Annotated in this window: 19 protein-coding genes; 7 read left to right on the plus strand and 12 right to left on the minus strand. The window is 52.9% G+C overall.

The features are described 5' to 3' along the window. The first annotated feature begins 1 nt into the window (after nt 1). Nucleotides 2-2,284 carry an acyl-CoA dehydrogenase gene (locus Q3O59_RS05045; protein WP_305944538.1) on the plus strand — a complete coding sequence of 761 codons (2,283 nt, stop codon included), beginning with the start codon at nt 2-4 and terminating at the stop codon, nt 2,282-2,284. A 56-nt stretch (nt 2,285-2,340) separates the two neighbouring features. On the opposite strand, the gene Q3O59_RS05050 is transcribed toward Q3O59_RS05045, so the two are convergent. Beyond that, the gene (locus tag Q3O59_RS05050) at nt 2,341-3,381 is read right to left on the minus strand and encodes a Leu/Phe/Val dehydrogenase (protein WP_305944539.1); all 1,041 of its coding nucleotides are present in this window, start codon (nt 3,379-3,381) and stop codon (nt 2,341-2,343) included. A 235-nt stretch (nt 3,382-3,616) separates the two neighbouring features. Here Q3O59_RS05050 and Q3O59_RS05055 point away from each other — a divergent pair, with 235 nt between their 5' ends. Further along, nucleotides 3,617-4,033: a DUF4826 family protein gene (locus Q3O59_RS05055; RefSeq protein WP_305944540.1), complete on the plus strand. Its 417-nt coding sequence runs from the start codon at nt 3,617-3,619 to the stop codon at nt 4,031-4,033. Between the two features lie 51 nt (nt 4,034-4,084). Here the strand turns inward: Q3O59_RS05055 and Q3O59_RS05060 are convergent, their stop codons facing one another. From Q3O59_RS05060 to Q3O59_RS05080, 5 genes are read right to left on the minus strand one after another with little or no spacing between them, the layout of a single operon-like run. Next, nucleotides 4,085-5,239 carry a ribosomal protein uL16 3-hydroxylase gene (locus tag Q3O59_RS05060; protein ID WP_305944541.1) on the minus strand — a complete coding sequence of 385 codons (1,155 nt, stop codon included), beginning with the start codon at nt 5,237-5,239 and terminating at the stop codon, nt 4,085-4,087. A 14-nt stretch (nt 5,240-5,253) separates the two neighbouring features. Further along, entirely contained in the window at nt 5,254-6,624 is a 1,371-nt protein-coding gene (purB, locus tag Q3O59_RS05065; RefSeq protein WP_305944542.1) for an adenylosuccinate lyase, read from the minus strand. Between the two features lie 26 nt (nt 6,625-6,650). Next, nucleotides 6,651-7,274, minus strand: a complete 624-nt coding sequence (hflD, locus tag Q3O59_RS05070; protein WP_305944543.1) for a high frequency lysogenization protein HflD — start codon at nt 7,272-7,274, stop codon at nt 6,651-6,653. 3 nt (nt 7,275-7,277) lie between these two features. Further along, on the minus strand, nt 7,278-8,390 hold the full coding sequence (gene mnmA / locus Q3O59_RS05075; RefSeq protein ID WP_305944544.1) for a tRNA 2-thiouridine(34) synthase MnmA: 1,113 nt from the start codon (nt 8,388-8,390) through the stop codon (nt 7,278-7,280). Nucleotides 8,391-8,431: 41 nt separating this feature from the next. Then, nucleotides 8,432-9,100 carry a pseudouridine synthase gene (locus Q3O59_RS05080; RefSeq protein WP_305944545.1) on the minus strand — a complete coding sequence of 223 codons (669 nt, stop codon included), beginning with the start codon at nt 9,098-9,100 and terminating at the stop codon, nt 8,432-8,434. A 308-nt stretch (nt 9,101-9,408) separates the two neighbouring features. Between Q3O59_RS05080 and Q3O59_RS05085 the strand changes: the two genes are divergently transcribed. Next, nucleotides 9,409-11,634: an NADP-dependent isocitrate dehydrogenase gene (locus Q3O59_RS05085; protein ID WP_305944546.1), complete on the plus strand. Its 2,226-nt coding sequence runs from the start codon at nt 9,409-9,411 to the stop codon at nt 11,632-11,634. Between the two features lie 113 nt (nt 11,635-11,747). Here Q3O59_RS05085 and cspD read toward each other — a convergent pair whose 3' ends face one another. Continuing rightward, nucleotides 11,748-11,972, minus strand: a complete 225-nt coding sequence (cspD, locus tag Q3O59_RS05090) for a cold shock domain-containing protein CspD (RefSeq protein WP_228589251.1) — start codon at nt 11,970-11,972, stop codon at nt 11,748-11,750. 192 nt (nt 11,973-12,164) lie between these two features. Between cspD and clpS the strand changes: the two genes are divergently transcribed. Continuing rightward, nucleotides 12,165-12,485: an ATP-dependent Clp protease adapter ClpS gene (gene clpS, locus Q3O59_RS05095; RefSeq protein WP_305944547.1), complete on the plus strand. Its 321-nt coding sequence runs from the start codon at nt 12,165-12,167 to the stop codon at nt 12,483-12,485. Nucleotides 12,486-12,536: 51 nt separating this feature from the next. Then, nucleotides 12,537-14,795, plus strand: a complete 2,259-nt coding sequence (gene clpA, locus Q3O59_RS05100; protein WP_305944548.1) for an ATP-dependent Clp protease ATP-binding subunit ClpA — start codon at nt 12,537-12,539, stop codon at nt 14,793-14,795. Between the two features lie 70 nt (nt 14,796-14,865). On the opposite strand, the gene infA is transcribed toward clpA, so the two are convergent. The 4 genes from infA to trxB form a co-directional block, all read right to left on the minus strand. Beyond that, the gene (infA, locus tag Q3O59_RS05105) at nt 14,866-15,084 is read right to left on the minus strand and encodes a translation initiation factor IF-1 (protein WP_091341339.1); all 219 of its coding nucleotides are present in this window, start codon (nt 15,082-15,084) and stop codon (nt 14,866-14,868) included. 88 nt (nt 15,085-15,172) lie between these two features. Beyond that, nucleotides 15,173-15,871 carry an arginyltransferase gene (locus Q3O59_RS05110; RefSeq protein ID WP_305944549.1) on the minus strand — a complete coding sequence of 233 codons (699 nt, stop codon included), beginning with the start codon at nt 15,869-15,871 and terminating at the stop codon, nt 15,173-15,175. After that, nucleotides 15,861-16,577 (minus strand): leucyl/phenylalanyl-tRNA--protein transferase, encoded by a 717-nt coding sequence (gene aat, locus Q3O59_RS05115; protein ID WP_305944550.1) that lies wholly within the window; start codon nt 16,575-16,577, stop codon nt 15,861-15,863. Before aat ends, Q3O59_RS05110 begins: the two co-directional genes overlap by 11 nt. 6 nt (nt 16,578-16,583) lie before the next feature. Next, nucleotides 16,584-17,540, minus strand: coding sequence for a thioredoxin-disulfide reductase (trxB, locus tag Q3O59_RS05120; RefSeq protein ID WP_305944551.1), 957 nt, complete (start codon nt 17,538-17,540; stop codon nt 16,584-16,586). Between the two features lie 167 nt (nt 17,541-17,707). Here trxB and Q3O59_RS05125 point away from each other — a divergent pair, with 167 nt between their 5' ends. Continuing rightward, complete coding sequence (locus Q3O59_RS05125) at nt 17,708-20,965, plus strand: sensor histidine kinase (RefSeq protein WP_305944552.1); 3,258 nt, start codon at nt 17,708-17,710, stop codon at nt 20,963-20,965. A gap of 153 nt (nt 20,966-21,118) precedes the next feature. After that, on the plus strand, nt 21,119-22,753 hold the full coding sequence (locus tag Q3O59_RS05130) for a S8 family serine peptidase (protein WP_305944553.1): 1,635 nt from the start codon (nt 21,119-21,121) through the stop codon (nt 22,751-22,753). Nucleotides 22,754-22,821: 68 nt separating this feature from the next. Here the strand turns inward: Q3O59_RS05130 and Q3O59_RS05135 are convergent, their stop codons facing one another. Further along, the gene (locus Q3O59_RS05135) at nt 22,822-23,166 is read right to left on the minus strand and encodes a hypothetical protein (protein ID WP_305944554.1); all 345 of its coding nucleotides are present in this window, start codon (nt 23,164-23,166) and stop codon (nt 22,822-22,824) included. Nucleotides 23,167-23,259: the final 93 nt, after the last annotated feature.

Genomic DNA, 23,259 nt, shown 5'->3' on the forward strand with positions numbered 1-23,259 from the left:
CATGACCTTGTTACTCATCCTTGTTGTCACCCTAGCTCTGTTGCTTGGGGTGACGCCCATTCGACGGGCGCTGATTTCTGCCCCGGTTTTTAAAGTATTTAAACGTATTTTGCCGCCCTTATCGGAAACCGAGCAGCAAGCAATGGAGGCGGGGGATGTCTGGTGGGACGGTGAGTTGTTTAAAGGCAAACCGGACTGGCAGCAATTGCATCAGTTTCCAAAGCCACAGCTGAACCAGGAAGAGCAGGCGTTTTTGGATGAACAGGTCGAAACGCTGCTTACGATGCTGGACGATTACGACATTGTGCAGCACAAGCGTGATTTGCCGCAGCAGGTATGGGACTATCTGAAGCAAGAAGGCTTTTTTGCCATGATTATCCCGAAAAGTTACGGTGGTCGTGGTTTTTCGGCGATTGCCAACTCAACGATTGTATCGCGGATTGCCAGCCGAAGCCTGACGGCTGCAGTCACCGTGATGGTACCAAACTCTTTGGGGCCAGGTGAGCTGTTGATGCACTATGGGACCGACGAACAAAAAGATTACTGGTTGCCAAGGCTGGCCGATGGCCGCGATGTGCCTTGTTTTGCCCTGACCGGGCCTGAGGCTGGCTCCGATGCCGGCGGTATTCCAGATACAGGTGTGATCTGCCGCGCAGAGCATGAAGGCAAGGAAGTGGTGGGTATTCGTCTTAACTGGGACAAGCGTTACATCACCCTTGCTCCCGTTGCTTCCGTGCTGGGCTTGGCATTCAAGCTGACGGATCCGGATGCCATTCTGGGGGATAAAAAAGACATTGGCATCACCTGTGCTTTGATCCCAACCTCGCACCCGGGCGTTGAAATCGGTGATCGTCACTTCCCGATGGGGATGGCCTTTATGAATGGCACCACCTATGGCAAGGATGTGTTTATTCCGCTGGAGTGGATCATCGGTGGTCCAGACTATGCTGGCCGAGGCTGGCGCATGCTGGTTGAGTGTTTATCTGCTGGCCGTGGCATTTCGCTGCCAGCCCTGGCTACAGCGACAGGGCACCTGGCCAGCCGGATGACCGGGGCTTACAGTTATGTACGACAGCAGTTTGGCTTGTCGATTGGCAAGTTTGAAGGAGTGCAGGAGTCTTTTGCCCGGATTGGCGGTTTGACCTATGGTCTTGAAGCGATGCGGGTGATGACAGCCGGTGCCATCGACTTAAAACTAAGCCCGGGTGTGGTTACGGCCATTGCCAAATACCACATGACAGAGATGTCCCGCACCATTTTAAACGATGCCTTTGATATTCATGCTGGCCGAGCCATTCAATTGGGGCCAAAGAATTACCTGGCGCATGGCTACATGGGGGTACCCATCTCTATTACGGTGGAAGGTGCCAACATCCTGACCCGCAATCTGATGATTTTTGGTCAGGGGGCGACCCGTTGTCATCCATACGTATTGGCTGAGCTGCAAGCGGCTGCCAACCCCGATGCTGACGAAGGTTTAAAACAATTTGATGGTTTGCTGTTACGTCATGTTGGCTTTGCACTTGGTAATACCTTCAGTTGCTTGTGGCAGGGGCTGACGGCAGCTGGTTTTAACAAGAGCCCAATGGCTGGAGAAACTGCACGCTATTACAAGCAGTTAAGCCGAATGAGCCGGGCGTTGGCCTTAACGGCGGATGTTTCCATGTTGATGATGGGCGGGGACTTAAAGCGCAAAGAGATGTTGTCTGCCCGCCTGGGAGACGTCTTAAGTCATTTGTATCTGGCATCTGCGGTGTTGAAGTTTTACGAAGACAACGGTCGTCAACAGGCTGATCTGCCTTTCGTGCACTACAACCTGCAACGTTCTTTGGCTGAAATAGGGCGCGCCTTTGATGGCTTCTTTGCCAACTTCCCGGCCCGGGTGGTGGCGGTGTTGTTAAAACGGTTGATCTTTCCTTTCGGCATTGGTTACAAGATGCCAGCCGATGACATCTGTATCGATATCTGTGAGGCTTTATCGAAGCCAGGGGTGATCCGCGATCGCTTGACTCACTTGTGCTACATTGGCGAGGGTGAAAACGATCCGACCGGGTTGATGGAGCAAGCCTTTGTGGAGATGGTGCAGGCGCAGCCACAACTGAAAGCCATTATGCTGGCTCAGCGCGAAGGCAAAATCAGCCGTAAGGTGCCGATGGAGCAAGCTATTACCGAAGCAGAAGCGGCAGGCATAGTGACAGCAGAGCAGGCCGAGCAACTGCATCATATGAACAAGCTGCGTTTTGAAGCCATCAGTGTGGACAGTTTTAAACCTGGTGAGTTGTAACATCCAGCCATTAAAAAAGGACCGCAAGGTCCTTTTTTAATGCGACAGTATAAAGCTTAACGGCCTGTGGCAATAATTTCCTGAGCCATCAGATCGGCCACCAGATGGGTGGATTGTTGCTCGGTTTCTGCGCGCTGGAAAATCTGCAGCAAGGTGTCGTAGATCCGATTGACCTTGGCGGTGGCGTCATCGGCGTTGTAACCTTCCGGCCGCATTTCCATGTAGACATTGATAATACCACCGGCATTGATCACGTAGTCGGGGGCGTACAGAATACCGCGCTCACGCAGCTGCTCACCATGGCGGGATTGCTGCAGCTGGTTGTTGGCACAACCTGCGACCACTTTGGCTTTCAGCTGCGGGATGGTGTCGTCATTCAGGGTTGCGCCTAAGGCGCAAGGCGCATAAATGTCGACATCCTGAGCATAGATGTCATCCAAGGCTACTGCAGTGGCTCCGAACTGATTCACGGCACGCTCAATAGCTTGTGCATTGATGTCGGTGACAAACAGCTCGGCCCCTTCACTGTGCAGGTGCTCACACAGATAGAAACCCACACTGCCCAGACCCTGCACAGCGACTTTTAAGCCCCGCAATGAATCGACACCAAAGCGGTGTTTGGCGGCGGCTCGGATCCCTTGATAGGTGCCAAGGGCAGTAAATGGACCAGGGTTGCCACTTTTGCCTTCCAAGCCTGCGACAAAGGGGGTCTCCTGATTGACCTGCATAATATCGCCGGTGGTAATATTGACGTCTTCGGCGCTGTAATAGCTGCCACCTAAGCGGTGCAAGTGGCGACCAAAAGCCCGGAACAGCGCTTCTGATTTGATGGTTTTTGCATCACCAATAATAACCGACTTGCCACCACCAATTGGCAGGCCTGCCATGGCATTTTTGTAGGTCATGCCTTTGGACAAACGCAGCACATCGCGAATGGCTTCTTCGTCGTTGGCATAGTTCCATAAACGACAGCCGCCCACAGCGGGCCCCAAGGCAGTGCTGTGTACAGCAATAATGGCTTTTAAGCCGGTTGCCTCATCACTGCAAAAGACGACTTGTTCATGTTGATCAAACTCTGGGTGATTGAATACGGCCACTTTGACTCTCCGCTGGCATAAATAGGATGGTTCTTTGCATGGTTATGCCATGCAACAGACCGATTTTTGCGCTGCGCAATGTATCATTTCAGACTAGGTTACGCCAGTGCAGGCTAAATTTTTCCTTTGGTCTGACCAGATGGCTGGCAATATGCTTATGACTGTACAGCATGCTTGATTGTCACCTCGGCCTGGCATAGAGTAGAGGCTGGTTTAATCAGACATATATGCAGTAATGAGTGAACAACTGACCGAGCAACAGCAAAGCGAGTGGGTGCGTACCCAGTTTCAAAAAGCCAATGAATATTTGGGTTCTAAAGGCATACTGCCTGATCAGGTATTGGTGAAAGAGTCCCGTTATCTGGTGCCACTGGTTGCGATTTGGCGGATAAAAAGTCAGGATCGTAAAGAGTATTGGGTGTTAACCGGGGATTTGCCCAGTGACCATATGCCGTTTTCTGCAGCAACTAGCCCTAAAGAAGCCATTCGAGCCTTTTCATTGCACTGGCAGCTGAAAGCACAGCAAATTTTAGATACTCAGCAAGGTGATAAAACTCAGCTTGATTTTGCTAACCTGCTGATAGGCCGAGCGCAAAGCCTGTACGAGCTTTTTAACAATGAAGCGATGTGGCAGAGCTCTCAGTCATCCTGATTGTACAGCGAATAATACAAAGCCGCCAATAGGCGGCTTTGTTGTATCGGCTTATTCGATAAAGTACCAGTACCCCTGGTTGATGAGCTGGGTGATAAACCCCAGACGCTCAGGAGTTTGCACCAGGTGTCGGCAGGCCGCTTCATCCAGTTGAGGCTGGTCGGTTAACAGTCGCGCCGTGGCAAGTTCAGTCGCTGGCAACGGAAAGCGATCGCCATTGATAAAAAGCTGCACATCCGCGTTTGCATCCAACTGCTGATAACAGCAACGAAGCCCTCCCAGACGGCCCAACACCGAGCCTTCTTCCAGATATTCGGCAATTTCCTCTGCCTGATAATGCGGTTCGGGCTCCTGCAAGTCCAGTTCGCGCTTGGCCTGACTGATGTAGCTGCCAAACCAGTGACTGATTAAGTCATCATCGCTCAGCATTGCCTGCATCAATTGACGGATTTCCGCCAGATCGCGTCCCTGAATGGCGCCGGGTGACTCGCTGGCCAAACGACCCGGATCGCTGAAGCGTTCTCCATCGATTTGAAAGTCCAGCAGGTAATCGGCCAGGCCACCGAAAAGATCTTTTTGTGCCGGTGCCCGAAAGCCAACGGAGTAATTCAGGCTGGGCTCCAGGGCGATTCCATCGTGTGGGCAGCCCGGTGGGATGTACAGTATATCGCCGGGTTCCATCACGGCATCAATGCAAGCCTGAAAGTCGCTGACCTGCAGCAGCCTGGGGTGGGGACAGAACTGCTCCAGGCTGGCATTGGGCATGCCGACCCGCCAGCGCCGTTTGCCCATGCCCTGAATGATAAAAACATCGTACTGATCCAAATGCGGGCCGACACCACCACCTGGTGCTGAAAAACTGACCATCAGATCGTCGATACGCCAGTTAGGAATAAAGCGAAAAGGCTCCAGCAAGGTAGCAGCAGCCGGATGCCAGTGATCCACTGCCTGCACCAGCAAGGTCCAGTCTTGCTCACCATAGCCTTCAAAGTGCTCAAAAGGACCTTCATCCAGTTGCCAGCTTCCTTCGCTGCGCTGAATTAAACGGGCATCGACCTGCTCATCCAACGCCAGTCCGGCCAGCTCATCCGCCGAAAGCGGGTCCTGGAAGTTTTGAAAGCCGCCCTTGATCAGCAACGGCTTTTTTTGCCAGTACTCGGCCAGGAACTGCTCGAGGCTCAGGTTTGCTAAATCCAGCTGATACATCGGTTGCTCCAGACTCAAGGCAGACGGTCGACCAGTGCAATGGCATCGCCAATGTAACCGGCTGGGGTAAATTGCTTCATCATGGCTTTGCCTTCGGCCGGCATATCCAAAGCCTCAATGAAGGCGTGCAAGTCGGCAGCTTTAATGCGTTTGCCGCGGGTCAACTCTTTGAGCTTTTCGTAGGGCTTTTCAATGCCAAATTTGCGCATAACGGTTTGCACCGGCTCGGCCAGCAGCTCCCAGTTGGCATCCAGCTCGGCCAGCAAGCTGGCTTCGTTGACTTCCAGTTTGCTGATGCCTTTTAACGTTGCCTGGTAGGCGATCAGGCTGTAGCCGATACCCACACCCAGGTTGCGCAGTACGGTCGAGTCGGTTAGATCGCGCTGCCAGCGTGAGACCGGTAACTTGGCTGCCAGGTGATCAAAAATTGCGTTGGCCAGGCCAAGATTCCCCTCGGAGTTTTCAAAGTCGATGGGGTTCACCTTGTGTGGCATGGTGGACGAGCCAATTTCACCGGCGACGGTTTTTTGCTTGAAATGCCCCAAAGCAATATAGCCCCAGACATCGCGATCAAAGTCGATCAGGATGGTATTGAAGCGGGCAACGGCATCAAACAGCTCGGCAATGTAATCGTGCGGTTCAATTTGGGTGGTGTAGGGGTTCCACTCCAGGCCCAGGCTGCTGACAAACTGCTCGGAGATTTGGTGCCAGTTCAACGAAGGGTAAGCCGATAAATGGGCATTGTAGTTGCCGACGGCACCGTTGAATTTGCCTAGTGTGGTGACCGCAGCAATCTGATCGCGCTGACGCTTCAGCCGCATGTAGACATTGGCCATTTCTTTGCCCATGGTGGTCGGGGAGGCCGGTTGGCCATGGGTGCGGGCCATCATGGGCACCGTTTTGTACTCGACCGCCAACTGGCGTATGGCACTGAGCAGTTGATCGCAGTAGGGCAAGATGACCCGATCGCGGGCATCTTTCAGCATCAGACCATGCGATAAATTGTTGATGTCCTCGGAGGTGCAGGCAAAATGAATAAACTCACTGACCGCACTCAGTTCGGCATTGGCCGCCACTTTCTCTTTCAGCAGGTACTCCACCGCTTTCACATCGTGGTTGGTGGTGCGTTCAATCTCTTTAACCCGCTCGGCATCGGCCAGGCTAAAGTTGTCGACAATGCTGTCGAGCAGCGCGTTGGCCTCAGAGCTTAATGCCGGGACTTCAGCAATGCCCTCGATGGCAGCCATTTGCTGCAACCAACGCACCTCTACCGTCACCCGGTATTTGATCAGACCGTACTCGCTGAACAAGTCGCGCAGTTCGCTGGTTTTGCTGCCATAACGTCCGTCGACCGGCGATAAGGCTGTCAGTGCGTTCAGTTCCATGTTGCTTCCTCTAAAACAGTCAAAAATTAGTCATGCTGCAGTGCCTGGCGCGCTTCACGCACCAGCTGCTTGCGTTTAAAGAGCAGGTGCCAGCGGCTACCGCCTGCCTGACGCCAGAGTACGGCGGCCCGGACAGCGGCCAGCAATAAAGCACGGACTTTGTGTTGCACCCGGCTTTGTTTCAGCAGCTCGGGTTGACCTGCCACCTGAATTCGGGTGCCCAGGGTACTGATGCACTCAATGTAGATGTCGGCCATGTTCGCCAGCAAGGTGTCGTCGGTGATGCTAAAGTGTTCCAGTTGACGAGCCAGTTCCTGCAAACGCTTGCCAAGGGCGCTCATATTGGAGCGGCTTTTTGCCAGTCGGCGTTCCAGTGCCAGCACCGCCACCACGTAGCGGGTGATCTCAACATCTTTGTTCGGATTGTCGCCCAACTGCTGCAGCAGCACCTGATAGCCAGAGCGCAGGTGCTGGTAAGAGCCACCATAAATAGCCAGAGGGCTTTCAGCATCCAGCATGGCGACGCTGCTTAGCATGCGCTCCAGCTCAGCTTCATCGACATCGGTGGTTTTCGCCACGGCTTTGACCAGACTCAGGGCCTGGCACAAAGCTGCCAGTGCCATGGTTTGGGTAGAAACATCTGCTTGCATAGTTTAGTTCAGTGCCTTATCGATAATGCCGCCACCCAGGCAGACGTCGTCCAGATAAAATACAGCCGACTGGCCGGGCGTGACGGCCTTTTGCGGGCTGTCAAAATCCACCCTGAGCGCGCCATCCGGCAGCGGAGTCAGGATGCAGGGGATATCGTGCTGGCGGTAACGGGTTTTCACCGTGCAGCGCAGTGGCTCGGTTGGCCCGGCTCTGTCCACCCAGTGCAATTGGCTGGCGAACAACCCTTTGGCAAACAGGCTGGGATGATCGGCACCTTGCACCACCAGCAAGCGGTTGTGGCTCAGATCCTTGCCAGCGACGTACCAGGGCTCTTCACCGCTGTCTTTTAAACCGCCAATCCCAAGGCCTTTGCGTTGCCCAAGGGTGTGGTACATCAGTCCTTCGTGTCGGCCAATCACAGTGCCATCCGGGGTGACGATATCACCCGGCTGGGCAGGCAGGTACTTTTGCAAAAAGTCTTTAAACTTGCGCTCACCAATAAAGCAAATGCCAGTACTGTCTTTTTTGTCGTGGGTGATAAAGCCTTGTTGTTCGGCGATGGCACGAACTTCATGCTTTTCAAGCTCACCGACAGGAAACAGGGTTTGGGCAACATGCTGCTCGGCCAGAGTGTAGAGAAAATAGCTTTGGTCTTTGTTCTGGTCCAAACCCCGTAACAGCTGCCATTGGCCTTGTTGTTGACGACGGCGGACGTAATGGCCGGTCGCGATGTAGTCGGCTTGCAGAGCTTCGGCTGCGAACTCCAGAAAGGCTTTGAACTTGATTTCCTTGTTGCACATGATATCCGGGTTGGGGGTACGGCCAGCCTTGTATTCGGCCAAAAAGTACTCGAACACCTGATCCCAGTACTCGGCGGCAAAGTTGACTTTGTGCAGCTTAATGCCCAGTCTATCGCAGACCTGCTGGGCGTCGGCCATATCTTCTGCCGCTGCGCAATAGTCATCATTGTCGTCCTCTTCCCAGTTTTTCATAAAGAGGCCTTCCACCTGATAGCCCTGTTGCAGCAGCAAATAGGCAGAAACAGACGAATCGACACCACCGGACATACCGACAATGACTTTTTTAGGGGCTGATGGAGAGGCTGAGACGGACATGAGGCCTTGTACAGTGGAAAAAATTGGGCAGGATTATAGCATTATTTTTTGGCCTTCACACCCGAAAACCGTTGTCTTTGGCGAGGGCCGGCGCCTGCTTTAACAGAGGAGCCGTTAAAAAAATGAGCCGCCTCGGTCAGCTGCTGGTATTCGCCAGCAGCTAGGGGGGCCAGTTGCCAGGGGCCAATGGCAACGCGGATCAGTCGCAGGGTAGGGAAGCCAACTGCAGCCGTCATGCGCCGGACCTGCCGGTTTCGCCCTTCGGTAATGCTCAGCTCGAGCCAGCTGGTTGGGATCTGCTGGCGCTGGCGGATCGGCGGCTGCCGTGGTCCGACATCGGGGTCATCGAGCCGTCGGGTTTTAGCTGGCCGGGTCAGGCCATCTTTAAGTTGCACGCCGCGTGACAGCTGATGCAGGGCGGCATCGGTGATCGCGCCTTCGACTTGCACCCAATAGGTTTTGCTTAGTTTGTTGCTGGGGTTGGCAATTTGCTGCTGCCAGCGGCCATTGTTGGTGAGCAGCAGCAAGCCTTCGCTGTCGTAATCCAGCCGACCGGCAGCGTAGATCCCGGGGATTGGGATAAAGTCGGCCAGGGTCTGACGTTGCTGCGGGCTTTGGTCGGTGAATTGACACAGCACCTGGTAAGGTTTGTGAAACGCAATCAGCCGACTCGATTCGACTTTGGTCGGATTGTGGTTTTTTCGATTCACTGTAGGGTTCTGTGTACAGTTTGGCCAGCTGGTGCGATAGCTTACCATAAAATCAGGTTTGAAACAGGTTGCTGCTTTTTGGTCATCGACTAGGCGGGGCCGGGTGGAGCTGTTATAATCTCGCCGTTTTTCTGCCTATCCGACTGGTGTTGCTGCCAGCAATGCGCTGGCTTTTGTCGTCAGAACCAGCCGGATCGGCTGCATCGTTTTGTTCGTTTTAAGCGCCCGTTGTTTTAAACAGCCGTGGGCCTGAAGGGGGGCAAGTTGCTCACACCTTCATTGGGGAAGCCATTTCAATAGGAATTATTATGTCAACTGATCACGCTAAGATTATTTACACCGAAACCGATGAAGCCCCTGCGCTGGCGACCTATTCGCTGCTGCCAATTATCCAGGCCTTTACCAAAGCGGCAGGCGTTTCGGTCGAAACACGGGATATTTCTTTGTCAGGCCGCATCATTGCCAACTTCCCAGAATTTTTGCAAGAACAACAGCGTCAGTCCGACGCTCTGGCCGAGCTGGGTGAACTGGCCAAGACGCCAGAGGCCAACATTATCAAGCTGCCCAACATCAGTGCTTCCATTCCTCAGTTGAAAGCGGCCATCAAAGAATTGCAAGCCAAAGGCTATGCGTTGCCGGATTACCCGTCCGAGCCAAAGAATGACCAGGAAAAAGACATCAAGGCGCGCTACGACAAAATTAAAGGCAGTGCCGTCAACCCGGTGCTGCGTGAAGGCAACTCCGATCGCCGTGCACCGGCTTCGGTAAAGAACTACGCCAAAAAGCACCCGCACAAAATGGGTGTCTGGAGCAAGGACTCCAAGTCGCACGTGGCCCACATGCAAGATGGTGACTTTTTTAGCTCAGAGCAATCCACCACCTTTGCTGCAGCGGACGAGCTGAAAATTGTCCTGAACAGCCAATCCGGTCAACAAGTCCTGAAAGCCAGCGTTCCGGTGCAAGCCGGGGAAGTGGTGGACGCGGCTGTGATGAGCAAAAAAGCCTTGTGCGCCTTTTTTGAGCAAGAAACCGCTGCAGCCAAACAGCAGGATGTGCTGTTGTCGCTGCATTTAAAAGCCACCATGATGAAGGTCTCGGACCCTATCATGTTTGGTCATGCGGTTCGGGTGTACTTTAAAGAAGTGTTTGCCAAGCATGCCGACACCTTCAAACAGCTGGATGTTGATCCGTCCAATGGTTTTGGCGACGTGGTGGCTAAAATTGCCCAGCTGGATGATGCCAAGCGGGCTGAAATTGAAGCCGATATCCAGGCTGTTTACCAGGCACAGCCGCCGCTGGCCATGGTCAACTCCGACAAGGGCATTACCAATTTGCATGTGCCAAGTGACATCATCATCGATGCCTCCATGCCGGCGATGATCCGCGAGTCTGGTCAAATGTGGGGACCGGATGGCCAGTTGAAAGACGCCAAAGCGATGATCCCGGATCGGTGCTATGCCGGTGTGTACCAGGAGACCATTTCGTTTTGTAAAGAGCACGGTGCTTTTGATCCGGCCACCATGGGCACAGTGCCGAACGTGGGTCTGATGGCACAAAAAGCCGAGGAGTACGGCTCGCACGACAAAACCTTTGAAATTCCAGCTGATGGCACGGTTCAGGTGTTGAATCAAGCCGGTGAGGTGGTGTTTGAGCACAGCGTTGAGCAGGGCGATATCTGGCGGATGTGTCAGGTGAAAGATGCGCCGATCCGCGATTGGGTGAAGCTGGCCGTAAACCGTGCCCGTTTAAGCAATACCCCAGCGGTATTCTGGCTCGACAGTGAGCGCGCCCATGACAGCGAGTTGATTGCCAAAGTCGAAACCTACCTGCAAGAGCACGATACCGATGGTCTGGAACTGCACATCATGGCGCCGGTCGATGCCACCCGCTTTACGTTGCAACGGGTGAAAGCAGGGCAGGACACCATTTCTGTTACTGGCAACGTGCTGCGCGATTACCTGACCGACTTGTTCCCTATTCTGGAGCTTGGCACCAGTGCCAAGATGCTGTCCATCGTGCCTTTGATGAATGGTGGCGGTCTGTTTGAAACCGGTGCCGGTGGCTCCGCACCCAAGCATGTGCAGCAACTGGAAGCTGAAAACCATTTGCGCTGGGATTCGCTGGGCGAGTTTCTGGCCCTGGCCGCCTCGTTGGAGCATTTAAGCCAGGTGAATGGCAATGCCCGCGCTCAGGTGCTGGCCGATACGCTGGATCAGGCCACGGCCAAGTTCCTGGACAACAACAAGTCTCCGTCACGCAAAGTCAAAGAGCTGGACAACAGAGGCAGTCATTTCTATCTGGCACTGTACTGGGCTGAAGCGCTGGCCGCTCAAAGCCAGGATGCGGAGTTGCAGCAACGCTTTGCCGCGCTGGCCAAGCAGTTGTCCGGCAATGAAGCCCGCATTGTCAGTGAGCTGAACGAGGTGCAGGGTGTTGCGGTCGATTTAGGCGGTTATTACCGGCCGGTGGCAGAGCTTGCCGACAAGGTAATGCGTCCAAGCGCTACCCTGAATCAGGCGCTTGCCACACTCTAATGGCATCAAAACAGCCATCGTGGCATCATGATGGCTGAATCTGCAATAAAAAAGCTCAGGCACTGCATGCAGTGCCTGCTTGTTTTTAGCTTTTGGTCAGGGCAGCTTTGTCGTTAGCTGTCTGACTTTTCTTCTCCTGGCAGCACGATATTGACCGCGTGCAAGCCTTTCGGGCCTTCCGCTAGATCGAACTGAACATCCTGCCCTGCTTTCAGGGTACGGTAACCATCCATAGCAATGGTGGAGTAGTGTGCAAAAATGTCTTCATCTCTGCCATCTTCCCGGATAAATCCAAAGCCTTTGGCATTGTTGAACCATTTTACTTTACCGGTAGCCATACTACTTACATCCTTCTTTAAGTGAGCTAAATTCTGTGTGCAGGTATAATAAAAACAGGGTAAATGCGTTACCCTAGTACTTAATGTAGATAATTTGCTCAGACAGTCAAGTTTTTTGCAAATAAATCCCTGGATATTTACGAATCATTAAACTGGTCTGGTCTGATCCAAAGTAAGGCGCCTATAACAGCTATGAGTTGGTTGAAAGAGTTTGCAAGTCAGCAGGAAGATACTGCAGAGTTAACCCGGCAGCAGGTGGTTCCCCCTTCGATGTACCGGGTTCTTTTGCACAACGATGATTACACCCCAATGGACTTTGTCATTGATGTGCTGATCCGATTTTTTAATATGCAGTATGAACAAGCCAGCGAGGTGATGTTGCAGGTTCATCACAAAGGCAGCGCCACCTGCGGCATTTTTACAGCGGAAATCGCCGAAACCAAGGTGCAACAGGTCAGCGAATATGCAAAATCCCACGAACATCCATTGCTTTGTTCGATGGAACGAGCTTAACTTAAGGTAAGCACGCGACCAGCAAACTAAGATGCAGTCAGGAGTCCATCTATGTTGAATAAAGATCTCGAATTGACACTGAATCTGGCCTTTCGATTTGCAAGAGAGCGTCGTCATGAGTACATGACTGTGGAGCATTTACTGCTGGCTTTGCTGGACAACCCTGCGGCCGGTGAGGCCCTGAAGTCCTGTGGCGCCAATATTGAAAAATTGCGTCTGGAGTTAGCCACTTTTATTGATTCGACCACACCGCTGTTGCCAGATGACGATGCCGAGCGCGACACTCAGCCCACGCTGGGTTTTCAGCGTGTTTTGCAGCGTGCCGTCTTTCATGTGCAGTCTTCGGGTAAAACCGAAGTCACCGGTGCCAATGTGCTGGTGGCGATTTTTAGCGAGCAGGAGTCTCAGGCGGTGTACCTGCTGAAGAAAGTCGATATCAGTCGGTTGGATGTGGTCAATTACATCTCGCACGGTGTGATTAAAACCGAGAAGTTGGAGCAGCATGATGAGCGGGTCCAGGACGATTTGGCTGAAGCACCGGCCGAAGAAGCCCGCTCGCTGGATAACTTTACCAGCAACCTGAATAGCTTGGCCAAACAAGGCCAAATCGATCCTTTGATTGGCCGCGATGAAGAGCTGGAGCGGGCCATTCAGGTGTTGTGCCGCCGCAAAAAGAACAATCCTTTGCTGGTGGGCGAAGCCGGTGTTGGCAAAACCGCCATTGCCGAAGGGCTGGCATTTCGGATTGTGAAAAAGCAAGTGCCAACCGTGATTGAGAATGCCACCATTTACTCGCTGGATATGGGCTCTTTGCTGGCGGGTACCAAGTACCGCGGTGACTTTGAGAAGCGTCTTAAATCGCTGTTGAAGGAATTGGAAAAAGAAGAGGGCGCTATCCTCTTTATTGACGAAATTCACACCGTAATTGGCGCCGGGGCCGCATCTGGTGGCGTGATGGATGCTTCCAACCTGATTAAACCTTTGTTGTCGAGCGGGCGCTTGCGCTGCATTGGCTCGACCACCTATCAGGAGTTTAAAAATATCTTTGAAAAAGATACCGCCCTGGTACGACGTTTTCAGAAGATCGACATCACTGAGCCCAGTGTGGAAGATACCACACGGATTCTGCAAGGGTTGAAAGAGCGCTATGAGCAACACCACAGTGTGCGCTACACCCAAAAAGCGCTGCGTGCTGCCGCTGAGTTGTCGGCCAAATACATCAATGAACGTCACTTACCGGACAAAGCCATCGATGTGATTGATGAAGCGGGGGCCAGTCAGCGCTTGCTGCCGGAATCCCGGCGCAAGAAAGTGATCAATGTGCCGGATATCGAGCATGTGATTGCCAAAATGGCGCGGATCCCGGAAAAATCGGTGTCGGCTTCTGATCGGGACGTGCTGAGCAATCTGGATCGCAATTTAAAGCTGGTAGTCTATGGTCAGGACTCGGCCATCGATGCCCTGACGGCTGCGATTCGACTGTCCCGCTCTGGCCTTGGCAATGAAGAAAAGCCTATTGGCAGTTTCTTGTTTGCAGGTCCGACTGGCGTGGGCAAAACCGAAGTCACCAAGCAACTGGCCCGGGTGATGGGCGTGGAGTTGCTCCGCTTTGACATGTCGGAGTACGTCGAGCGCCATGCCATCAGTCGCTTGATAGGGGCGCCTCCAGGCTACGTTGGCTTTGAGCAAGGTGGTTTGTTGACCGATGCGGTGTCCAAGCATCCTTACGCAGTGGTGCTGTTGGATGAGATTGAAAAAGCACACAGCGACATATACAACATTCTGTTGCAGGTGATGGATCACGGCACCCTGACCGACAACAATGGCCGTAAGATTGACTTTAGAAATGTGGTGCTGGTGATGACCACCAATGCCGGGGTGCAGGAAACCGTTCGCAAGTCGATTGGTTTTCAGCAGCAAGATCACAGCCACGATGCAATGGCCGAAATCAACCGGACCTTTACACCGGAGTTCCGTAACCGATTGGACAGCATTATCTGGTTCGAGCATTTGGACAGCAGCATTATTCTGCAGGTGGTGGATAAATTTGTCTGCGAGCTACAAGCGCAACTCGATAAAAAGCAGGTGTCACTGGAGTTGTCATCCGAAGCACGGAAGTGGCTGGCTGAGCAAGGTTACGATAAGGCTATGGGTGCACGGCCTATGGCTCGTGTCATTCAGGAGCAATTGAAAAAGCCGTTGGCCAATGAAATCCTGTTTGGACGCTTGTTGCAAGGCGGCGATGTCCGTGTTGAGCTGGTCGGGGATAAACTCGACTTTGTTTTTCAGGAAGAGCCTGAACCCGCCTAAGGGAAAGCCGCTGAACCAACCAAAAAACCCGCAGCTGCGGGTTTTTTGGTGCTAGTCCTGCAAACTGGGATCAGCGTTGGCGGAAAACGATACGGCCTTTGCTCAGATCGTAAGGTGTCAGTTCAACCGTGACTTTATCGCCAGTCAGGATCCGGATGTAATGCTTACGCATTTTGCCAGAAATGTGCGCAATCACAACGTGGCCGTTTTCCAGCTCCACTTTAAACATGGTGTTTGGCAAGGTATCTAAAATGGTGCCTTGCATTTCAATTACATCTTCTTTCGCCATTCAGCGTACTCGCCTCTAATCGTGTGAAAATTAAAACAGCGCAGATTGTGCCGAAAACAACCAGCCTTGTAAAGCTTGGCAGGCCTTTTTAGCCGAATGACAGCCATTTTTCAGCAGAAAAGCGCTGCTGAGGCAAAAAATCGGCTTTGTAGGCCATTTTTCGGCAATCTGCGACGTAGTACCCCAGGTAGAGAAACTCTTTGCCAGCTTGTTGGCTTAACTCCGTTAACCAGAGGATCGCCAGCTTGCCGGGTGAGAAACGCTGATAGTCGGGGTGATAGAAGGTATAGACGGCGGAGAACGCATTGTCCAGCTCGTCGACCACTGCTACGGCAATCAAGCGCTGTTGATGGTAGATATCCAGTGCTCTGACGGATAACCAATCGCAGCGAAGCAAAGATCTTAACTGTTCGGGGCAAGCCGGATACATAGCCCCATCGGTGTGGCGACTGTCAATATAACGCTGGTAGAGTGGATAATAGGCCTCACTGTCAGGCTGCACCAGCTGCGCAGTGAGGCCGGCAGCTTTGGCTTTATTGAGAATGCGGCGCTGCTGTTTGTTCGGTTGAAAGGTGGCTGCATTCAGTCGCACCGACTGACACTGCTGGCAAGCCGGACAGTGGGGCCGGTACAGATCGTTGCCGGAGCGACGAAAGTTGTGCTGCAGCAATTGCTGGTACAAGCTGGCATTGACTGGCGACTCGGGCAGCAAAAAAACCACCTGCTCTTGTTGCGACGGCAAGTAGCTGCAACTGGCTGGTGCCGTCAGGCCAAACTTAAGTTCCATCGTTGAGCTCCAGAGATTGCGGTTGCCAGCAGGCGGCAGGAATGTTTTCTGCTGCCAATCGATGCAGTAACTGGAGGTAGTCGGATCTTGGCATTGGCATCACACCTAGCTGCTCAAGGTAAGGGTTGGGCAGCTGACAATCGATCCAGCCTGCCTGATAACGCTCCAGCTGCTGTTGCAGCACAACCAGCGCCAGTCTGGCGGTATTGGGTTGACGATTGAACATCGACTCGCCACAGAAAAGCTGGCCAATGGCCAGGCCATACAAGCCACCAACCAGTTCATCCTGCTGCCAGACCTCTATGCTGTGCGCCTGCCCCTGACGATGCAGCTCCAGGTAGGCCTGTTGCATGGCCGGAAGGATCCAGGTGTCTTGCTGTTTTACCCTAGGGGCCGCGCAGCCGGCAATCACCTCGGCAAAGGCTTGATTGACACTGAAGCGATAGCCCAGGCGCCGGCATTGTTTGCGCAAGGTCCGGTTTAACGTCAGTTGTCCCGGCTGGAACAGTGCCCGTATCGAAGGGCTCCACCACAAGATAGGCTCACCCCGTGCAAACCAGGGGAAGATGCCTTGCTGATATGCAGCCAGAATACGAGCCGGTGCCAGATCGCCCCCCATGGCCAAGAGACCATCGGGCTCCTGCAGTGCCTGATTGGGGGAAGGGAACGTCAGCTCCGGACCCACCTCGGGTAAATAGATTGGCACCTGCTATCAGTTATTCAGGGCATCCAGGTAGCGCTCAGCATCCAGCGCAGCCATGCAGCCACTGCCGGCAGAGGTAATTGCTTGACGATAAATATGATCCATCACATCGCCTGCGGCAAAGACGCCTTCAATGCTGGTTTGAGTGGCATTGCCCTCGGTGCCGGACTGGACTTTCAAGTAACCATTGTGCATCTCCAATTGCCCGGCAAAAATGTCGGTATTGGGTTTGTGACCAATGGCAATAAAGACACCTTGCACATCCAGTTGGGTTGGCGCTTCGCCTTTGCTGGATTTCAAACGGACACCGGTCACGCCCATCTCATCGCCGAGCACTTCGTCCAGTTCGCGGTGCAAGTGCAAAATAATGTTGCCACTTTCGACTTTTTTCATCAAACGGTCGATCAGGATTTTTTCTGAGCGGAAGCTGTCACGGCGGTGCACCAGATGCACTTCGGCCGCAATGTTGGATAAATACAAGGCTTCCTCCACCGCAGTGTTGCCACCACCAACCACCACCACTTTTTGGTTGCGGTAGAAAAAACCATCGCAGGTGGCGCAAGCGGAAACACCGCGGCCACTGTAGGCTTGCTCGGATTCAAGTCCCAGGTACTTGGCTGAGGCGCCAGTGCAGATAATCAGAGCGTCGCAGCTGTATGTTCCATTGTCCCCTTGCAAGGTAAAAGGGCGCTGCTTCAGATTAACCGTATGGATGTGGTCAAAAACAATCTCTGTTTCAAAGGTTTCCGCGTGCTCTTTCATTCGCTCCATCAGAGCAGGACCGGTCAGTCCATGTGGATCGCCAGGCCAGTTTTCGACTTCGGTGGTGGTGGTCAGCTGGCCACCTTGTTGCATGCCGGTAATCAGCACGGGTTTCAGGTTGGCACGGGCGGCGTAGACGGCGGCGGTATAGCCCGCAGGGCCGGAGCCGAGGATAAGCAGTTGATTGTGTTTGATCTCTGACATCAGAGTACTCCATGGTTGATGTTTTCTGTGATATGGGATCGATTCTACGGAAAGGCAAGCCTAAGCGAAAGACTTGGGCAGCAATTCAGTTTCAGGCAGGATTCTTTTGACGACCTTACTGCATCCGATTAAAGTGAACCTATTCGAGGTTTGAAAGGATGCCCTCATTGAACCCGCTTATCGCGCTACTTTTACTCATCGGCAGTTTGTTACCGGCGCTGGCTGCACCTGCTGTCTATCGTATTGGCATTGATGATGGTTTGCCCAACGCGACCATCTATTCGATTGCACAGGATGAGCAGGGCTATATCTGGCTGGGAACAACTGATTCTGGTTTATTGCGCTTTGATGGCTACCGGTTTATGCCGGTGCCGGTGTTAACCCAAGAGGAAGCCAAAACCGAGCCTTTCACCGATGTGGGGGTTTTGCTGATTGACCGTCAGCAACGTGTCTGGGCAGGGCTCTGGGGGCAGGGGTTGAGCCGGCTGGATTTTTCAGGTGAGGGTCTAACTCGTTTTTTGCAACAGGGCTATCAGGTCCAGGCACTGCTCGAAGCGGATGATGGCAGCATCTGGGTGGGGACCACCCGGGGGCTGTTTCGCATCGGAGCCGATGATAAGCCACTGCAGGTAGGAGCCAACGACAGTGCACAGCCGCTGCTGCATCAGCGGGTGTGGAGCCTTGCCAAGGGTGAGGCCGGTAGCCTTTGGATAGGTACCAGCCAGGGAGTCCACCTTTGGCATCCGCAGGATGGCTTGCAGCCAGGTCGATCACTGTATGCAACCACGACCATGAGTCGACAAAACGAAGCACGCGCTTTGCATTATGGCCATCAGCGGCTTTGGGTGGGCTCCCGTCAGGGCTTGTTGTCGTTTGATCCTGCCAGTTGGCAGCGGCAACACCACCCGGTTCCGGGCGAGGGCAGCAGCGATTTTCCACCAATTATCAATAGCCTGTATCCTGTAGCCAATGAGCAACTGCTGCTTGGCAGCTACGAAGGGGTGTTCCGTTACGACTTCAGTGCGCAAGACTATTCATTGTTTCGTCAACAAAGTGCTTTGCTGCCAAGCCTGAATGTACGCAGTATTTTAGTCGATCGCAGTGGTTTGTTTTGGGCCGGGACTCGCGACAGTGGTTTATTTTATACCCGTTTTTCCCGCAGTGCTTTTAGTGAGGTCGCTTTGAGCTCACTGCACGAATGGCAGCGCTGGTTCGAGTTGTCGGTCAGTAGCGTGGAAGCCAGTCAGCCTGGGACTCTGTGGTTTGGTACCTCTGAGCGACTTTATCGTAAAGACAAAGGCTCGGGGCAAATCCACAGTTATGAAACGGCGGGCCGGGTGAATCGCATTGCCAGCTCCGATTCTGGCCAGACTTTTTTTGCCACCGATGCTGGGCTGTATCGCTACAACACAGCGCAGGATAAACTGGAGCATTATCGGAACCCTTTTACCATGCTGGGCAGCACGCCCATTATCCGGGAAATGGTTTTGCTGCCAGATGGCCAGGCGTGGTTTGGGCTCTGGGGGCAGGGCGTGGTGTATTACAACAGCAACACTGGCCAGTCCCGGCATTTTAGTGAGGATTTTCAGCAGCAGCGCGCCAACGAGGTGGTACAGGCCATGTTCGCACTGCCCGATGGCAGGGTCTGGGTGGGAACCCGTTACAGCGGCTTGTATCTGCTTGACGCCGAGCTGGGGGTGGTGCAGCAACTGAACACCGGCAATAATCGCTGGTTGCCATCGGATACCATTCAATGCCTGGCACAGGATGCGCAGCAGCGCTTGATTATTTGCAGCAATCGCGGCACTTTGCTGTGGCAGCCAGCTGATGACAGTTTCAAAGTGCTGTACGCTTCCGATGGGCTGGCCAGTGATCACATGCTGGGTGCCTTGCATCATGACAATCGCAGCTGGATGTTAAGTGCACAAGGTTTGAGTTTGCTCAGTGATGAGTTTGACCACCCGGTCACCTTTACCCGCAAAGATGGGTTGGCGTCAACCGAGCTCAATGCCGGGGCGATCTCAGTGGCTCCGGATGGCAGCCTTTACATTGGTTCTTTGTCAGGGTTAACCAAAGTAGAGCCAAAGCAACTGTGGGTGAATCAGCATTTGCCGACGCCTGTGGTCACGGCTGTGCGCATTGATCATGGCCCATTGCAGCCGTTGCTTGACGCTCAGCCAACGCCATTGTTGCAACTATCGCCAGCACAAAGCAGTTTAGAATTGCACTTTTCGGCGATGGATTTCCATGATGTCAGTCGCAATCAGTATCGTTTTCGGTTGGAGGGCTATGATCAAGACTGGCTTTACAGCGCCGATCGCGCCAGCGCGCTTTATGCCAACCTGCCGCCAGGGCGCTATACCTTTCAGTTGATGGCGACCAACAACCATGGCGTTATTTCAGAGCCAGTGAATGCCTTGCAGCTTGAAGTATTGCCGCGATGGTGGCAGCAGAGAATGTACCAATTGCTGCTGCTGGCTGCCCTGGCTGGCTTGATTTTGTTGGCGCACAATTACCGACTGAAGCACATTCGTCAGGTCAACCGGCTGTTGCAACAGTCGGTGCAGGAAAAAGATGAAGCTCAGCTTTTGCTGGAGTCCAAAGTGGCTGAGCGGACTAAAGCGCTGGAGCAAAGCTCGGCAGCATTGTCTTTGCGGACCCGTCAACTGGAAAAAAGTCTGGTACAGCTTTCGAGCAGCAATAGCCGTTTGCAGCAGTTGAATCAAATTAAAGATGACTTTATTTCAACGGTCAGTCATGAGCTACGCACACCATTAACCTCCATCCGGGGTGCCTTATCGCTGGTGAAAAATCAGGTGATCACACCGGAGCAACCAGCTTACCAAGAGCTGCTCACTACAGCACTGCACAACAGTGAGCGTTTATCCGAGCTTATTAACGACTTATTGGATGTGCAAAAGTTTGCGGCCGGTAAGATGCAACTGAAATCTGATCTTGTCGCCATGCGGCCGTTGATCCATGAAGCTATTCAGGGAATGGCCGAGTATGGACGTCGTTTTGCCGTCTCGGTTCACTTTGAGTCTGTCGGTCACGAGGATAAAGTGCTCGGTGATGCTCTGCGTTTGCGGCAGGTACTGGATAACTTACTGTCCAATGCCATCAAGTTTTCGCCGGCCGACAGTCAGGTACTAGTATCCATGCAAAGTGAAGGCAACTGGTTGCAAGTCAGCGTAACGGATTTAGGCTCTGGTATTCCGGAGCACTTTAAAGCGAGGCTGTTCGAAAAGTTTTCGCAGGCAGATGCGTCGAACAGTAAAAAAGTGCAGGGGACTGGTTTGGGCTTGGTGATTTGCAAGAGCATTATCGAAGCATTGGGTGGTGAGATTGGTTTTAAAGACAATCAGCCGACAGGCGCATGTTTCTGGTTTCGGCTCCGGCTACACCCTGAAGTTAGTCATGGTTAACAAATAAATGTTATTTTGGGTACAATGTCATGTTTTTATCATGAATTTGTAGCGTTCTGTGCTTTGTTTTTGTACAGTGCTTGATGCTACTTTGTAGCTCAGGGACTTAAATCAAACAAGGAGGTGCAACAATAACAAACTCGGAACAAACCAATGAAAACAATAAAAGCAACCAAGTTAGCACTGGCCGTTGCCAGTACTTTTACCTTGTCAGCGCTTTCTACTCAAGCCTGCGCCAATGATCTTAATGGCTTTCAAGGCTTAGCTTCTTCGGACAGAGAAGTGTCTCTGCGTCATGGTGTGCCATCCTTGCGGCCAGATACCAACAAATCCCAGCGTTACATTATTAAGTTCAAAGCTGCAGAGCTGATGGCGCATGCGGGGTTGCCGATGGCGGCAGACTTTGAGCGTTTATCGGAAGCCGAAGCTTTTTCTGTGCAAGCAGCCGAATCGGTACTGGCGCAGCATCAAGCGGATGCCATCATGCATTTGGATTTTGTTCAAGCCAGTGTGGCTGAACTGAAACCACAGCAGTTGCGTGAGTTGGCAAAACATCCGGCTGTTGAATACATTGAGCTGGATCACAAGCGCTATATTTCGGATGTGATCAGCCCAATGGCTCAGACCACTCCTTATGGCATTACCATGGTGCAAGCCAATCAGGTCAGTGATGCCAATGCCACCAATATGAATGTCTGTGTTATTGATACTGGGTATCAGTATGGACACTCTGATCTGCCCACCTCGGGAGTGACAGGCTCATCGTTTTCCGGCCATGGCAGCTGGTGGACCGATGGTAATGGCCATGGAACCCATGTTGCCGGAACCATTGTTGCTCTGAACAACAACATTGGTGTTGTCGGCGTGTTGCCATCCGGTCTGGTTGGGCTGCATAATGTGAAAATTTTCAATGATTCAGGTAATTGGACGCATGCTTCCAATCTGATCCAGGCGATTCAGTCCTGTCAAAACGCTGGCTCCAAAGTGGTGAATATGAGTCTTGGTGGGGGCAGCTCAAATACCACTGAGCGCAATGCGATGACCAACTTCTTCAACAATGGCATGTTGTTGGTAGCGGCGGCCGGTAACGCGGGTAACACCAGTTTTTCTTACCCGGCTTCTTACGATGCTGTTGTTTCAGTAGCGGCGGTCGATTCCAACAAAAATCTCGCCAACTTTTCACAGCGTAACTCCCAGGTCGAGATTTCTGGTCCTGGTGTCAATGTGGCTTCGACCTGGAACAACGGTGGCTATCGCAGCATCAGTGGCACCTCAATGGCATCTCCTCATGTAGCCGGCGTTGCCGCCTTGGTGTGGAGCAATCATCCGCAGTGCACCAATGCCCAAATCCGAAATGTACTGAACCAGACTGCAGAGCGTCGTGGTACATCAGGTCGAAACAACAACTATGGTTGGGGTATTGTAAGGGCGAAAGTCGCGCACGACTGGATCACCAACAATGGTTGCGATGGCAATGGGGGCGGCAACCCGGGTGGCGGTCAAACCTTCCATAACTTGTCTGGCTCTGCCGGACAATGGTTACGTGGTAGCTACGATATTCCATCTGGTGTCAGTCAGTTGACCTTCCGTATTACTGGTGGAACCGGTGATGCGGACTTGTACATTCGGCGCGGAGCTGCTCCTACCGAGCAACAGTGGGATTGTCGGCCATACCGCAATGGCAACGAGGAAGTCTGTACCTTCAATAATCCACAAGCCGGGACCTGGCATGTCGGGATCCGGGGATATACTGCTTTCTCTGGTGTGACTTTCAGTTACCAGTATTAAGCACGAAAAAAAAAGCTTGCCGGATTGTCCGGCAAGCTTTTCTTATGGATGAAAGCTAAGGGCGTGGCCTAACGGGCACCACGCGGCATACGCTGATCGATGCCAATTTTCTCTGCCCATAGCTTGGCAGCAGGCTGTTGTACCAAAGGGCGCCCTTTGGCCGGTGTTGCCGCTGCTGCTTTTTTCTTAGCTGCAGGCTTAGCTTTGGTGTTGCTGGCTTTTGCGGCCTTCGTCGGAGCGGGCGCAGCAGCATAACTCTTTGCCAGCTCGGCCAATTCTGCCAAACGAATGTTTTTACCACCATCAACACTGAACCAGCCCGGCTTTTGCTCAAGTTGTGGCTCTTTGCCAAAGGCAGCCTGGTAAGCCGCAGTGAACTCAGCGATGACTTGGTCTTTGTCCAGTTTACTCATGGATTCTTCCTGTTGTTTACTCAATAGGGTGCTGGTTAGTTATACAACATTCACCGCCTGCTGACAAATTTGAGCCTTTGTTGCGTTGGCATC

The organism is Alkalimonas delamerensis (genome assembly GCF_030717955.1).
Lineage (GTDB): Bacteria > Pseudomonadota > Gammaproteobacteria > Enterobacterales > Alteromonadaceae > Alkalimonas > Alkalimonas delamerensis.

Coding starts and splice junctions, on each gene's coding strand:
- clpA (WP_305944548.1), top strand. CDS start 12,537: ATGTTGAATAAAGATCTCGAATTGACACTGAATCTGGCCTTTCGATTT.
- purB (WP_305944542.1), bottom strand. CDS start 6,624: ATGGAACTGAACGCACTGACAGCCTTATCGCCGGTCGACGGACGTTAT.
- trxB (WP_305944551.1), bottom strand. CDS start 17,540: ATGTCAGAGATCAAACACAATCAACTGCTTATCCTCGGCTCCGGCCCT.
- Q3O59_RS05135 (WP_305944554.1), bottom strand. CDS start 23,166: ATGAGTAAACTGGACAAAGACCAAGTCATCGCTGAGTTCACTGCGGCT.
- Q3O59_RS05045 (WP_305944538.1), top strand. CDS start 2: ATGACCTTGTTACTCATCCTTGTTGTCACCCTAGCTCTGTTGCTTGGG.
- infA (WP_091341339.1), bottom strand. CDS start 15,084: ATGGCGAAAGAAGATGTAATTGAAATGCAAGGCACCATTTTAGATACC.
- Q3O59_RS05060 (WP_305944541.1), bottom strand. CDS start 5,239: ATGTATCAGCTGGATTTAGCAAACCTGAGCCTCGAGCAGTTCCTGGCC.
- cspD (WP_228589251.1), bottom strand. CDS start 11,972: ATGGCTACCGGTAAAGTAAAATGGTTCAACAATGCCAAAGGCTTTGGA.
- mnmA (WP_305944544.1), bottom strand. CDS start 8,390: ATGTCCGTCTCAGCCTCTCCATCAGCCCCTAAAAAAGTCATTGTCGGT.
- clpS (WP_305944547.1), top strand. CDS start 12,165: ATGAGTTGGTTGAAAGAGTTTGCAAGTCAGCAGGAAGATACTGCAGAG.
- Q3O59_RS05055 (WP_305944540.1), top strand. CDS start 3,617: ATGAGTGAACAACTGACCGAGCAACAGCAAAGCGAGTGGGTGCGTACC.
- hflD (WP_305944543.1), bottom strand. CDS start 7,274: ATGCAAGCAGATGTTTCTACCCAAACCATGGCACTGGCAGCTTTGTGC.
- Q3O59_RS05130 (WP_305944553.1), top strand. CDS start 21,119: ATGAAAACAATAAAAGCAACCAAGTTAGCACTGGCCGTTGCCAGTACT.
- Q3O59_RS05085 (WP_305944546.1), top strand. CDS start 9,409: ATGTCAACTGATCACGCTAAGATTATTTACACCGAAACCGATGAAGCC.
- Q3O59_RS05110 (WP_305944549.1), bottom strand. CDS start 15,871: ATGGAACTTAAGTTTGGCCTGACGGCACCAGCCAGTTGCAGCTACTTG.